The 14166-nt window shown below is 54.8% G+C and carries 11 protein-coding genes and 1 other RNA gene; 1 reads left to right on the forward strand and 11 read right to left on the reverse strand.

Translation table 11 applies throughout. From position 1 onward, the window contains the following. Window positions 1–11: 11 nt before the first annotated feature. Window positions 12–914 carry a LysR family transcriptional regulator gene (locus C1N69_RS19795; protein WP_025759871.1) on the reverse strand — a complete coding sequence of 301 codons (903 nt, stop codon included), beginning with the start codon at window positions 912–914 and terminating at the stop codon, window positions 12–14. Window positions 915–1017: 103 nt separating this feature from the next. Here C1N69_RS19795 and C1N69_RS19800 point away from each other — a divergent pair, with 103 nt between their 5' ends. Further along, window positions 1018–1719, forward strand: coding sequence for a pirin family protein (locus tag C1N69_RS19800; protein WP_025759872.1), 702 nt, complete (start codon window positions 1018–1020; stop codon window positions 1717–1719). A gap of 37 nt (window positions 1720–1756) precedes the next feature. Here the strand turns inward: C1N69_RS19800 and C1N69_RS19805 are convergent, their stop codons facing one another. The 10 genes from C1N69_RS19805 to garR all read right to left on the reverse strand — a co-directional run bounded on the left by C1N69_RS19805 (window position 1757) and on the right by garR (window position 14166). After that, window positions 1757–3061 (reverse strand): L-cysteine desulfidase family protein, encoded by a 1305-nt coding sequence (locus C1N69_RS19805; protein ID WP_155031774.1) that lies wholly within the window; start codon window positions 3059–3061, stop codon window positions 1757–1759. A 20-nt stretch (window positions 3062–3081) separates the two neighbouring features. Beyond that, the gene (locus tag C1N69_RS19810) at window positions 3082–4413 is read right to left on the reverse strand and encodes an SLC5/6 family protein (RefSeq protein ID WP_155031775.1); all 1332 of its coding nucleotides are present in this window, start codon (window positions 4411–4413) and stop codon (window positions 3082–3084) included. Between the two features lie 261 nt (window positions 4414–4674). Further along, window positions 4675–5085, reverse strand: a complete 411-nt coding sequence (locus tag C1N69_RS19815; protein ID WP_045286334.1) for a Spy/CpxP family protein refolding chaperone — start codon at window positions 5083–5085, stop codon at window positions 4675–4677. 153 nt (window positions 5086–5238) lie between these two features. Continuing rightward, window positions 5239–7533, reverse strand: a complete 2295-nt coding sequence (gene pflB, locus C1N69_RS19820; RefSeq protein ID WP_155031776.1) for a formate C-acetyltransferase — start codon at window positions 7531–7533, stop codon at window positions 5239–5241. 15 nt (window positions 7534–7548) lie between these two features. Next, a complete protein-coding gene (gene tdcD, locus C1N69_RS19825; RefSeq protein WP_155031777.1) occupies window positions 7549–8757 on the reverse strand; it encodes a propionate kinase in 1209 nt (402 codons plus the stop codon). A gap of 29 nt (window positions 8758–8786) precedes the next feature. Continuing rightward, window positions 8787–10118: a threonine/serine transporter TdcC gene (gene tdcC / locus C1N69_RS19830; protein ID WP_047959522.1), complete on the reverse strand. Its 1332-nt coding sequence runs from the start codon at window positions 10116–10118 to the stop codon at window positions 8787–8789. 9 nt (window positions 10119–10127) lie between these two features. Beyond that, window positions 10128–11117 (reverse strand): bifunctional threonine ammonia-lyase/L-serine ammonia-lyase TdcB, encoded by a 990-nt coding sequence (tdcB, locus tag C1N69_RS19835; protein WP_047959859.1) that lies wholly within the window; start codon window positions 11115–11117, stop codon window positions 10128–10130. Between the two features lie 115 nt (window positions 11118–11232). Beyond that, window positions 11233–12153, reverse strand: a complete 921-nt coding sequence (tdcA, locus tag C1N69_RS19840; RefSeq protein WP_014885345.1) for a transcriptional regulator TdcA — start codon at window positions 12151–12153, stop codon at window positions 11233–11235. A gap of 686 nt (window positions 12154–12839) precedes the next feature. Further along, an RNA gene (rnpB, locus tag C1N69_RS19845) (RNase P RNA component class A) lies at window positions 12840–13216 on the reverse strand. Between the two features lie 59 nt (window positions 13217–13275). Next, window positions 13276–14166 carry a 2-hydroxy-3-oxopropionate reductase gene (gene garR / locus C1N69_RS19850; RefSeq protein WP_126801121.1) on the reverse strand — a complete coding sequence of 297 codons (891 nt, stop codon included), beginning with the start codon at window positions 14164–14166 and terminating at the stop codon, window positions 13276–13278.

Genomic DNA, 14166 nt, shown 5'->3' on the forward strand with positions numbered 1-14166 from the left:
GGCCTACGGATCTACTTATTGTGGTGCGCAAAGAGCTTTGGAATTTCTCGCAAACACCACGACTTGGCTTCGCCCATGCTGTCACGACGCCATGCCATAATGATATCCACCTCGCTGGTGTATTCCGGGCTTACGACCCGCAACCGTCCTTCCGCAATATCTTTTTCCACAAACGGGTATGGCATCGTCGCCACGCCTAACCCTGCCAGCAGCGCCTGGCGCTTATCTTCCAGAGACGTAACGGTGAGTCGCGGCTGTTTATCCAGAAGCTGTACCGTCAGAACCGGACGTTCACGTGCGGTATCCGCAACCGCCACGCCGCGATACTTCACGCGAGTGACTTCAGAGAGTGGTTCCGGCTCCTGGTGAATCGGGTGATTGGGTGCGGCAACGTAGACATTCATCACGCTGTAAAGCTTGCGCGAGTTGATCTCCGACGAGGAACGGAAGTGCATGTCCGGCGCAATGACGATGTCCGCCCTGCCCGTCTCCAGCCGCTCCCACGCCCCTGCCAGCACCTCAGTGATGATCGACAGCTGCGTGTTAGCCTTCGCTGCCAGACGGTCCACCAGCGGGAACAGCGATTCGGTCGGCACCAGGGCTTCCGTCACCAGCGTCAGATGAGTTTCCCAGCCACGAGCCAGTGCTTCGGCATCCGTCGTGAGCTTATCCGCCGCTTCCAGCAGCACGCGGCCGCGCTCCAGCAGCATCCGCCCGACGTTGGTGAATTTTGTTCGATGACCGGAGCGGTCAAACAGCACCACGTCCAGCTCTTCCTCCAGCTTTTGCATGGTGTAGCTCAGCGCAGACGGAACGCGCCCCAGCTCATCTGCCGCCGCCGCAAAACTGCCGCGCCGGTCGATTGCGTCCATGACGCGAAGCGCCTCAAGCGTCAATGCTCTCTCTTTAGCCATCTCGTTCTCATTCAGGAAATTTGAACATACCCGGCAGAATATCTGGCTAACAATGCAGCGTCCATACCTTTACCATTGTTTTAGTGTAAAGAGAGGTCAGTTTATGATTACGACAAGAACAGCTAAACAGTGCGGACAAGCCGATTTCGGTTGGCTGCAGGCCCGCTACACCTTTTCCTTTGGACACTACTTTGACCCTAAACTCCTCGGTTACGCATCACTACGCGTGTTAAATCAGGAAGTGCTCGCCCCGGGCGCCTCCTTCCAGCCGCGTACGTACCCGAAAGTCGATATCCTGAACCTGATCCTGGAAGGCGAGGCAGAATACCGCGATAGCGAGGGCAATCATGTCCAGGCGAAGGCTGGCGAAGCGTTATTAATTTCCACACAGCCGGGCATCAGCTACAGCGAGCATAACCTCAGCAAAGACAAAACGCTGACCCGCATGCAGCTGTGGCTTGACGCCTGCCCTGAGCGGGAAAACCCGCTGGTACAAAAGCTAGACCTGACGGGCGATAAACAGCAGCTGATTGCATCGCCTGACGGCAGCAAAGATAGCCTGCAGCTGCGTCAGCAGGTGTGGCTGCACCATATCGAACTGAAGAAAGGTGAACAGGCGAGCTTCCAGCTTCACGGTCCGCGCGCCTATCTGCAGTCGATTCACGGCACGGTGCATGCGGTAACGCATACGGAAGAGAAGGAAGCGCTCACCTGCGGTGACGGGGCGTTTATTCGTGATGAAGCGAATATCACGCTGGTGGCGGATACGCCGCTGCGCGCGCTGCTGATTGATTTGCCGGTGTAAGATATTCCCCCTCTCCCCAGAGGGATGAGGGGGAAGTTCACAACACCTTACTCGCCATAATCTCAATTATCTGCCGGTCCGTGGCCTGCATCGAACGGCACGCGAGCGCGCACAGATTCGCGATCGATTGCTCCACATCGTGCGCTACAATGCCTTCGTTGCCCGTCACAGCCGAATCATCCAGCGCCATCATCACCGCTTTCCACGCACTTGCCACGCTGGTAGAGACCTTCATGGCACAGCTGTTTGAAGCGCCGTCGCAAATCATCCCGCTGACGTCGCCGATCATGCTGCTGATGGCCATCGCAATCGTCTGATAACTGCCGCCCATCAACCACGCCATACCCGCCGACGCCCCCATAGCCGCCGTTGTTGCCGCACACAGCGCCGACAAACGCGGAAGCTGGGCGTGAATATAAATAGCGGAAAGATGAGACAACATCAGCGCCCGCGCCAGCCGTTCGTCGTCGGCCTGAACGTGCTCAGCGACCACCACCACCGGCATGGTGGCGGTAATGCCCTGATTGCCGGAACCCGAATTGCTCATCGCCGGCAGCGTCGCGCCGCCCATGCGGGCGTCCGAGGCCGCACTGGTGCGAATAACAATGTCTGAACCCAGATCCTGCGCCAGCCATCCGCGCGCACGCTGCTTATTCAGCGTGGCACCAATGTGCAGCCCCCACTTCCCGCTAAGCCCTTCCCGGGAGAGCGCATCGTTTAGCTGCCCTGCTTCCAGGATAAAACGGATCGCCTCAAACGGCACCTGCTCGACAAACTCCAGGATCTGCGACAGCGTGGCGTTTGTCAGCACCGCCAGCGGATCGTCATTTTCTTCGCCCTGTTGCTCCTCAAGCGCAAAGCGCGTTTCGTCCTGATAAACCACCTCCACCACCCGGGTATGCTCACCGGCAATGGTCACCATTGCCGAGGTATCTCCGGCATATACCCGGGCGCGCGAGTAGAGGATTTCATCGCACGGCTCCTGCAGTTTCACCTGGACCTTACCTGAGTTCAGCAGCGATTTGGCCTGTACCAGCGCCCCGGCTGACGCGTCTTTTAACACCTCCAGCCCGGCGTGTGCGTTACCGCCAATCGCGCCCAACGCTGCCGCAATCGGTAACCCGACCATGCCGGTTCCCGGCACCGTCACGCCAAGCCCGTTTTTCATCAGGTTCGGCGAGACCCACGCCTCAATCTGTGTGACATCACCCGGCAGAAGGTCTGCGGCCATCGCGCAGGCCAGCGCCAGAGAGACGGGTTCGGTACATCCAAGTGCGGGTTTAACTTCTTCCTGCACTGCGCGAATAAATTGATTCCATAAAGGATAAGTTTGCTCAGACATCGTTACGACCTTAATAATCCTCAGGAGAAGGCGAGGAAAGGAGAAACACAAAGCAGCAGCCCGGTGATAACAATAATCACCAGCGAAACGCCTTTATATTTGTGCAGTGCCGGGACCTTACAGACCAGCCATGCGGGGATCAGGCAGCCCACCATGCCAAAAATGGGGCTGCAAATAGACGTGAAGCTCAACACCGGCGCATTTAATACAATCGCGCTCCAGGCCAGCAGGATGGCGAACAGCATAATCCCGCGCTGGACGGCGTTCTCATTGATTTTCTCTGCCGGCATTTTGCGGCGCAGGATATTCATGATGATACCCTGCGTGGCCTCGCGAAAACCGAGGTAGACGCCGAAGAATGCGGTCATGACGGCAAAGATATTCAGGACCACGCTGACGATTTTGACCCAGCCCGCGCCGTCGCCGCTGATAAACTGCGCCGCTATCGCCAAGGCAGAGATATTCTGTTCATAGGCTTTGACCGCCTCATCGTGCCCCATCGCCAGCGTAAAGGAGACTGCATAGAAGAAGACCGTTACAAACAGCACACCAAAGGCAATGTTCATTGCCCGCAGCGCTTTATGACGCGCCACCTCCACGGATTTTTCCCGTGAACGGTATGAGATCACCATCGGGCTCAAGGTCTGAATAAACAGAATGGAGGTTAAGGTAAAGGGCAACGTGATGATGGCGTTTTTAACCAGCAGCCCTACGGGCGGCAGCATGCCTACGTTGGCTAAATGCCACAGACCTATCATCGACACTCCCAGCGCCGCGACCACGAATAATTTGGTCAACACCATCAGGCTGGAGACTTTAAACAGCAGCTTTTCCCCCCGTGAAGAGATGGCCACCAGAATACAAATCAGGAATAACCCGTAGAATGGATTTTCAGAGAGCAAATGGTCGGTCACACCGAAGGTATGCAAATACGATGCGCTGTCGTTGGTAATGGCGGTGGAATAGACAAACATCCAGATCACCAGCATCACGAAATAGAGCGCACCTAATAAAATACCCCAGTTCTTGCCTAAATAACCGCTAATGACGCTCGGGTAGTCTTTGCATTCCGGTGATTCCGCAAGGGTATTAATAAACAGACGCTGGAATAAATACATGGCCGGATAACCGATTATGGACGAGAGTAAAAAGACCCACAGCCCCATGAGTCCTACCTGCACTGGGAGAAAAACAATCCCCGCGCCGATAGCCATCCCGATACTCATGATGACCCAGCCCGTATCGGTGCTGTCGAATTTAATTGCCGCTTGCCACTCACTTTCGCTCATTCCCGCACGCCTTGCCGCGGGGGAATCATTCACAATCACACTGCTGTTTGTTGCCGTATCCATTGGGCACTCGCTTATTTTGTAGGGTAAACAGTTGTTTTTATAGGTTTCCGATCGCCAGCGATTGCGATTCAGAGGGTTGCAGGTGTGTGTTATTGGTGTGGGAAGATCATATCCGGAGCGCGGGAGAAAAAGGTCACAACATTAATAAGGATATTCTTTGTCGGGAGGAAATTTTGCTTCTGAAGGAGGATATTCAAAGCCAGTTTTCTAAAAGTGATGACGATCAAGAAATAAATACCCGCGCCATGCGCGGGTAGGAAATCACTCAGCCAGCGCGTTAGCCATATCGGTTCTGATCTGCTTGCGTTGCTCCGGCGTCAATACCTGGCTGACGTCGAAGTAATATTTCACGCGGTAATAACGGGTCTGCTCTTCAATTTTGCTGAATGCGGTAAGCTGGCTTTTCACTGTGCTTTCGTCCCATTTACCAGCCTGGAACATGTCGATCAGCGCACCGTCCTTCACCCCCGTCATCGGGATCTTGCTGACATTTTCTTCCAGTTGCTTATGCAGATCTTCAATCTTCTTAACCTGCTCGTTGCTGAGCTTCAGGTGCTGTACCAGCGGATCCTGCGAGGGCGACGGGGCGGCCTCAACGTTAGCGGCCTGCGCCGTAAAACTGCACACCACCAGTGAAGCAGCAGCCAGCGCTATGCGGGTCATTTTCATCATCTTACAGTCCTTACAATCTGTTATAGGAAAAAGCAGGCGTATTGTTTTTCAAGAACGGATGAATATGTGTGAGTAATTATATAAACAATTTTGTATGTTAAGCGGGCCAAAAAAATGCCCCCTGCGGTGAGGGGGCATCAGGACTGACTTGCGTCAGATAGATTGCGTAAACGTCCTGGAGATCACATCCTGCTGCTGCTCACGCGTCAGGGCATTAAACCGCACCGCATAGCCCGAAACACGGATGGTCAGGTTCGGATAATTCTCCGGATGCGCAATGGCATCCAGCAGCATCTCCCTGTTCATAACGTTGACGTTCAGATGCTGTCCCCCCTCAATGGACGCTTCATGATGGAAGTAGCCGTCCAGCAGCCCCACCAGATTGGTTTTGCGCACCATCTCATCTTTACCGAGCGCCTGCGGCACGATGGAGAAGGTGTAAGAGATCCCATCTTTGGCATAGGTGAACGGCAGCTTAGCGACCGAGGTTAACGAAGCCACGGCCCCTTTTCTGTCGCGACCGTGCATCGGGTTCGCGCCTGGCGCAAACGGCGTGCCGCCGCGGCGTCCGTCCGGCGTGTTGCCGGTCTTCTGACCGTAAACCACGTTGGAGGTAATAGTCAGGATCGACTGAGTCGGTACCGCGTTGCGGTAGGTTGGCAGCGCCTGAATTTTCTTCATAAAGCGCTCCACCAGGTCACAGGCAATGCTGTCCACGCGGTCATCGTTGTTGCCGTACTGCGGGTAGTCCCCTTCTATCACAAAATCGACCGCCAGACCGGTGTGGTCGCGCACCGGTTTCACTGTGGCATATTTAATAGCGGACAGGGAATCCGCCGCCACCGACAGGCCAGCAATACCGCAGGCCATGGTGCGGTAAACGTCCCGGTCGTGCAGCGCCATCAGCGAGGCTTCGTAGCTGTACTTGTCGTGCATGTAGTGAATGAGATTCAGCGCACTGATGTACTGCACCGCCAGCCAGTCCATAAAGTGATCGAGGCTCGCCATCACGGTGTCGTAGTCCAGCACGTCATCCAGTAGCGGCGCGGTTTTCGGGCCGACCTGGATCTTCAGCTTCTCATCCATCCCGCCGTTGATCGCGTACAGCAGCGTTTTGGCGAGGTTGGCGCGGGCACCGAAGAACTGCATCTGCTTGCCGATCACCATCGGGCTGACGCAGCAGGCAATGGCGTAGTCGTCGCTGTTGAAGTCGGCACGCATCAGATCGTCGTTCTCATACTGCAGCGATGAGGTGACGATCGATACCTGCGCGGCATATTTCTTGAACGCGATCGGCAGGTGTTCAGACCAGAGGATCGTCAGGTTAGGCTCCGGCGCAGGCCCCATGGTGTGCAGCGTATGCAGATAGCGGAAGCTGTTTTTGGTCACCAGTGTCCGCCCGTCCAGCCCCATCCCGCCGATCACTTCCGTCGCCCAGATCGGATCGCCGGAGAAAAGCGTGTCGAACTCCGGCGTGCGCAGGAAGCGCACCATGCGGATCTTCATAATGAAGTGGTCGATCAGCTCCTGCGCCTGGACTTCATTCAACCGCCCGGCCTGCATGTCGCGTTCAATGTATATATCGAGGAACGAGGCCGTGCGACCCAGCGACATCGCCCCACCGTTCTGGGATTTCACCGCCGCCAGGTAGGCAAAATAGACCCACTGCACCGCTTCCTGGGCGTTTATCGCCGGACGTGAAATATCAAAACCATAGTTTGCCGCCATCTGCTGGATCTGCAGCAGCGCACGTTTGTGTTCCGCCAGCTCCTCACGCAGACGGATCGTCGCCTCAAGATCTTCACCACGTTCCAGTCTCGGCTGGAGATCGGCAAACTGCAGTTCACGCTCGCGCACCAGATAGCTGATGCCGTACAGCGCCACGCGGCGATAGTCGCCAATGATGCGCCCACGCCCGTAGCCGTCTGGCAGCCCGGTCAGCACCCCGGATTTACGGCAGCGCATCATCTCCGGCGAGTAGACGTCAAATACGCCCTGGTTATGGGTTTTGCGCAGATCGGTAAACAGGTATTCGAACTGCGGATCCATCTCCCGCCCGTAGGCTTCAAACGAGCTGCGGATCATGTTGATCCCACCGTACGGATGCAGGGCGCGCTTAAGCGGTTTATCGGTTTGCAGACCGACGATCGTCTCCAGATCCTGGTCGATATAGCCCGGTCCGTGAGCCGTAATGGTGGTGGCGATATTGGTGTCAAAATCCACCGGGGCGTGGGTGGCATTCTCCTGACGAATGCCGACCATTACCTTCTGCCACAGCGCCGTCGTTGCTGGCGTCGCCTGCGCGAGGAAAGCTTCGTCGCCTTCATAAGGGGTGTAGTTATGCTGAATAAAATCGCGCACATTGACGGCGTTTTTCCATTCTTCACCGCGAAACCCGGCCCATGCGTCGCTGTAGGGCGCGACGCCCGTATCGATTGTTACTTTCATCTTATTCTCGCTTTATCAGGCGTAAGCCGCAGCCGGGGTAACCTTCCCAAGACGGAGGGCATCCAGTGCGATCATTTTTTCTTCGTTGGTAGGGACAACCGCGCAGGCTACGCGGGACGACCCGGTGGAGATCACGCGCTCACCCGCGCTGCCCGGCAGGGCATTTTTGGCGTCGTCGAGGATGAGGCCAAAGACCTTCAGGTGTTCCGCCACCAGCGCGCGGATAAGCGTCGAGTTTTCGCCGATACCGCCGGTAAAGACCACGCCGTCCAGGCGGTGCAGCGATGCCGCGTGCCCGGCGATATGGCGCGCAACGCGGTGAACGAAGGTCTGGATCGCCAGCTGTGCGCGTTCATGACCCGCGTGCCAGGCCTTCTCCAGCGCACGCAGATCAGACGAGAGGCCGGAGATCCCCAGTAATCCGGACTCTTTATTGACCACGCGCTCCAGATCCTCGAACGACTGGCCGGTCTGCTGGGCAATCCACGCCATGGCACCAAAATCCACGTCGCCACAGCGTGTGCCCATCACCAGCCCTTCCAGCGGCGTCATACCCATGGAGGTATCAACGCTTTCGCCGTTGCGCACTGCGCAGATGGAGGCGCCGTTACCGAGATGGGCAATCACCAGACCGCTGTTATCGGGGGACAGCCCGAGAAGCGCCTGCGCCCGCCCGGCCACGTAGCGGTGAGAGGTGCCGTGGAAGCCGTAGCGACGCACGCCCAACTCTTCAAAATAGCGGTACGGTAAGCCATACAGATACGCCTGCGGCGGCAGCGTCTGATGGAAGCTGGTATCGAACACCGCAACCTGCTGCACGCCAGGGAAGAGGCGCTCTGCGGCTTCCACGCCGCTTAAGTTGGCGTAGTTATGCAGTGGCGCCAGCGGGGAAACCTGACGGATCTGCGCAATCACCTCCTCCGTAATCAGGGTCGACTCGCTGAAGAGGTCGCCGCCGTGAGCAATGCGATGGCCAATTAAGGCCACGCTGCTCATCAGGTTACGCTTCTCCAGCTCCAGGGCGATGGCAGCCAGCGCCCCTTCGTAGTCATGGTGAGCCAGTCTGGCTGGCTCACCCCCGTTTACGGAAATAAAGGCGTTATCCGTGTTGATGCCGTCTGCAATGCCCGTCATCAGGGCGTCACAGGCGCTGGCATCGATCACCGAAAACTTAACAGAGGACGAACCGCAGTTAATAACCAGTACTACCGGAAACTCAATCATGGTGTGGCTCCGCTCTTCCTGAGCTTTGGTTAGAACAGTTTGTAAACGATATTCAGAATGGTCAGCAGGCCCACAACCGTGACGAAGATGTTCTCCGGTCTGCCTTTATACTTCGCCATGGCTGGCGCTTTGCGGATGGCGTACATCGGCAGCAGGCACAGCAGAGAGGCGATGATCGGCGCCCCCATCGCTTCGATAAGGTCAAGAATGTTCGGGTTGGCGTATGCAACAATCCAGGTGGATCCCATGATGAACACCATGCTGATGGTGTTCAGCTTGCCCACAGAGACCTTCTTCTTGTCGCCCTTATAACCGAACTTCAGGATCAGACCGTTCAACCCTTCCAGCGTGCCCAGGTAGTGACCAAAGAAGGATTTGAAGATAGCGACCAGCGCGATGATGGAAGCCCCGTATTCCAGTACCGTCGCGAAGGTCGATTTGGTTCCCGACATCGAGGCAAAGTGGTTCGCCAGGTATGAGAGCACCGGAATGTTCTGCGCTTTGGCATCCGCCATGTTCTGCGGAGAGAGCGTAAACAGACAGCTAAAGGCGAAGAACATCACCACGGCGACCATCAGCAGGCTGGCGCGACCGATGATTTTGGAACATTTCTGCTCGGTAAATTCTTTTCCGTACGCCGGCTCGTACTCTTCACGCTTGGAGACCACAAACGAGGAGACAATCGGCGAGAAGTTAAAGGAGAAGACCATGATGGAGATGCCCAGCCACACCGTGACCAGAATGCCGTCATGGCCGGTGAAGGCGATATCGCTCAGGTTGACCTGGTCGATAACCGCCGAGTTCCAGTAAGGGATCAGCGACAGGGAAATCAGCACCAGACTGGCGATAAACGGGAACACCAGGAAGCTCATCACCTTCACCATCAGGTCTTTGCCGAACCAGATCACAAAGGCCATCAGCAGCAGCAGGAACAGCGCCACCACGCCGCGGTTCAGCGCAGGCAGCTGGAGCTGGTTTTCCCAGAAGGTCATAAAGGTGTTGGTAATGGTGACGCCGTAAATCCACAGCAGCGGGCAAATGGCGAAGAAGTAGAGGAAGGTAATGACCACTCCACCGGTTTTACCAAAATGCTCTTCCACCGTTTCGGTGATGTTGCCGGAGACGTTGCTACCGGACAGGCACAGACGCGCCAGCGCACGGTGGCAGTAAAACGCGATCGGGAAGGCGAGAACCAGCATCAGCAGGATAGGGATCAAGCCACCAAAACCTGCGCGAATGGGGAAGAACAGCACGCCTGCGCCAATGGCGGTTCCGAACAGGCCAAGCGTCCAGGTGGTATCAGACTTACGCCAGGAGGACGTTTTTGTCTGGCCAACGATAATGCTTTCTGTGTTGCTCATAGGTCACCTTTATGCGTCAACGAAGCCGGTAATTTGGGAAACACGGGAAAGGTCAATATTGCCGCCGGAAATAATGCAGACGGTTTTACGACCCTGAATATAGTGGTCAAGCTTGCCGCTTAATAACGCGGCACAGGCCAGCGCGCCGGCACCTTCGGTCACCACTTTATTTCGCTGAATAAGTGCAATCATGCTGTCGCGAATGTTCTCTTCACTGACCAGTACGATGTCATCGACCAATTCACGAACAATTTCGAACGTTAATTTACCCGGGCGAGAGACATCGCAACCGTCGGCTAATGTACCTGTGACGCGATGATTCATAATTTCTCCGGCCTGATACGATGCCGCCATCCCGTGAACATTTTCTGACTGCACGCCGATAATATTGATGGTGGGGTTGATGGATTTAATCGCCGTCGCGATCCCTGCAATTAAGCCGCCACCGCCAATTGGCACAATGACGTTATCCACATCGTACAAGTCTTCGAGAATTTCCAGCCCGATGGTGCCCTGTCCGGCGATCACTTTGGCGTCATCGTAAGGCGGGATAAAAATACGCCCTTCCATCTCGACGATTTCGCTGACTTTGGCGATGGTGTCATTGAAGTTCTCCCCGTGCAGCACTACCTCCGCCGAGTAGTCGCGCGTCGCGGCGACTTTAGACTTTGGCGCGCCCATCGGCATCACCACTTTGCCGTCAATGCCCAGCATGGCACAGGAGAGAGACACCCCCTGCGCGTGGTTTCCCGCGGAACAGGCAACCACGCCTTTGCGTCTTTCCGCATCGGTCAGCGAGCTTAATTTGTTGAACGCACCGCGAATTTTAAAGGAGCCGGTACGCTGCATATTCTCAAACTTAAGGAATATTTCACCCTTACAACGTTCGCTGAGGTAATTTGAGCGCGGCATGCCGGTTTTATATATTTTTCCTGCCAGTCGTTTTCTGGCATCCTGAATATCTTCAATCGTTACCGGGAGATCGTAGGTAATATGCATAATATCCTCGTTATAATAATTCATTCTTTTCAGGCAAAGTCAGGGTATCAGAGCACGGCTAAAATAAGCTCTGGGTGTTTTAAAAAGGTTTAATACTTATCCGGGAGTTAATATATCATCGTCGTCTTTCGCCAGTGAGTGACGCATATTGTTTTGCCAGTTCGACTAATACTGACGCCGATTTTTTTATTCTGTAATTTTTTGACCATACGGCGGCATAACGCGCCACGGGTAATTCATCTTCCACTGGCAGGACAATAAATTGGTCGGAACCGAACGGGGCAATCATGTCACGGGGAATGACCGTCAGATAATCGGCATTCAACACAAGGTTATAAATGGTGACGACGGAATCGGTCTGGACGATATTTTCAATGCTGATGTGGTTGTCTTGCAGGGTGGTCAGGAGTTCTTTGTAGTAGCCCATGTCGGTTTGCGGCATCACCCACTGCTCGTGGGTGAGTGATGCCAGTGTCGTCGGGCCGGTGCACGTTCGTGATTTGCTGGCTACCAGCACAAACTCGGATTCAAACAGCGGCTCGACGTGCAGATCCTGCAGCAACATTTCATCGCTCAGCGTACCGATGGCAAAATCCAGCCGACCGTCGCGAATGGCCGGCAGGAAAGATGACAACTGCGCTTCATACATGGAGACACGCGCTTTCGGGAACACTTCCTTGAATTTTTTGATCATTTCAGACAGGAAGGTAAAACCAATCAGCGACGGATAGCCAAAGGAGACGTCCATGACGGTGCTGAAACTCAGGCTGTTGATTTCGCTCACCATGTTTTTCATCTCACGAGTGATCGACTCTGAGTACGAGAGCAGAACCTGGCCCGCGGCAGTGAGTTTTACGCCCGTGTTTTTACGCACCATCACTTCGACGCCAAAGTAGGACTCAATATCGCTGATAATTTTGCTGACGGCGGGTTGCGTCAGCCCCAGCTGTCTTGCTGCAGAACCTATGGAGCCACTTTTAATGACTTCCTGAAATACCACGAGGTGCTGTGTTTTCGGTAGAATAATAGTGTTCATAATATTCTGCGCTTATTTCCCTATGACGGGGTGGATTCTACTCAATAATGTTTCAGGGGGTATGTGCTGTTACTCACAATTTACCTTTTCGCACCCAAACCAGACAGGATGAAAACCCATTAAAATACTTTATTATCAATAGCATAGCGACATCACAACACGCCATTACGCTGATATTGATCAATAAAAACCGTGGTAATAAATTTATTTTATGGCGATAACACGGATAAATTTTCCTGCATTAAAAAAATCAATAAAGACGATCTTTCAGGCAATTAAAGGACAATAAATAACCACTACTCTTTTGAAACATTCTTTTAATTTCTAAAAATTTTCAGACGTGATTGGACAGACTGGCGTTAAAGAGTGGAATACGTCACACATTCATGGAGTGAATGTTTTTAATTTCAATATGTTTATATCAAACGAGAAAAAAATCGAGATCATTAAGGTAACAATCATAACAAACTATCAATACCAAAAAATGACCACTTTTTAGCGTGAAATTTTGTGATGACGATCGTCTACAGAAGCGGGATGAACACTGACGGGGCAAAAACAGTGAAATGTGCTTAATGTCGCAAATATGAGAATTGATGTCGTTTGTACGGTTGCCGGGTGGCGCTGCACTTACCCTACCTACACACCCGGAAAGTAAAAACCCCGCCGAAGCGGGGTTTTCTAAGAAGTGAAACTGACCGATAAGCCGGGTTCTGTCGTGGACAGTCATTCATCTAGGCCAGCAATCGCTCACTGGCTCAAGCAGCCTACCCGGGTTCAGTACGGGCCGTACCATGTGAACCCCTATTTGGCCTTGCTCCGGGTGGAGTTTACCGTGCCACGGACTGTTACCAGCCGCGCGGTGCGCTCTTACCGCACCCTTTCACCCTTACCTGATCCCGCTTGCGCGGGCCATCGGCGGTTTGCTCTCTGTTGCACTGGTCGTGGGTTTCCCCCCCAGGCGTTACCTGGCACCCTGCCCTATGGAGCCCGGACTTTCCTCCCCTCCGCCCGTCTCCCCCGAAGGGGACGACGACGAAGCGGCGACTGTCTGGTCAGCTTCGGCGCGCAGTATAGAGGGTTTGCGCGCCGCTGTCACCCTCAGGTGTAGGCAAGACGCGATTAACGGGCGACTTCCACCTTCGCCAGCTTTTCGTAATAGCACGCGAGCGCGCTGTGATCGGCCGTGCCCAGGCCATCCGCGCGCAGCGCCTGCATCATCTCCATGACCGCCGCCGTCAACGGCAGCTGGGCTCCCACGCCGTGTGAGGTATCCAGCGCGTTGGCCAGGTCTTTAATGTGCAGATCGATACGGAAGCCAGGTTTGAAATTCCGGTCCATCACCATCGGCGCTTTGGCATCCAGCACGGTACTGCCCGCCAGCCCACCGCGAATAGCCTGATAGACCAGGTCCGGGTTGACGCCCGCTTTGGTTGCCAGCGTCAGCGCTTCCGACATGGCGGCAATGTTCAGCGCCACAATCACCTGGTTCGCCAGCTTAGTCACATTACCCGCCCCGATGTCCCCCGTATGCACCACGGAGCCCGCCATCGCTTTCATCAGATCGTAGTATTTGTCGAAAACGGCTTTCTCACCGCCGACCATGACCGACAGCGTGCCGTCGATCGCTTTTGGTTCACCGCCGCTGACCGGCGCGTCCAGCATATCAACGCCCTTTGCTTTTAACGCCTCGCTGATTTCACGGCTTGCCAGCGGCGCGATAGAGCTCATATCGATCAGCACCAGGCCCGGCTTCGCACCGTCGATAATACCGTTCTCACCCAGCGCGACCTCTTTGACATGCGGTGAGTTTGGCAGCATGGTGATGATGACATCGCACTGCTCAGCAATGGCTTTGGCGGTGGTGGCCGTTTCTGCGCCAGCCGCCATAAGCTCAGCCACGGCCTGCGGATTGTGATCGGATACCACCAGTGAGTAACCTGCTTTGATGAGGTTCTTACTCATTGGTTTACCCATGATCCCCAGGCCAATAAAACCCACTTTCAGCGTCAT

The sequence above is a fragment of the Enterobacter sichuanensis genome (genome assembly GCF_009036245.1).
GTDB lineage: Bacteria > Pseudomonadota > Gammaproteobacteria > Enterobacterales > Enterobacteriaceae > Enterobacter > Enterobacter sichuanensis.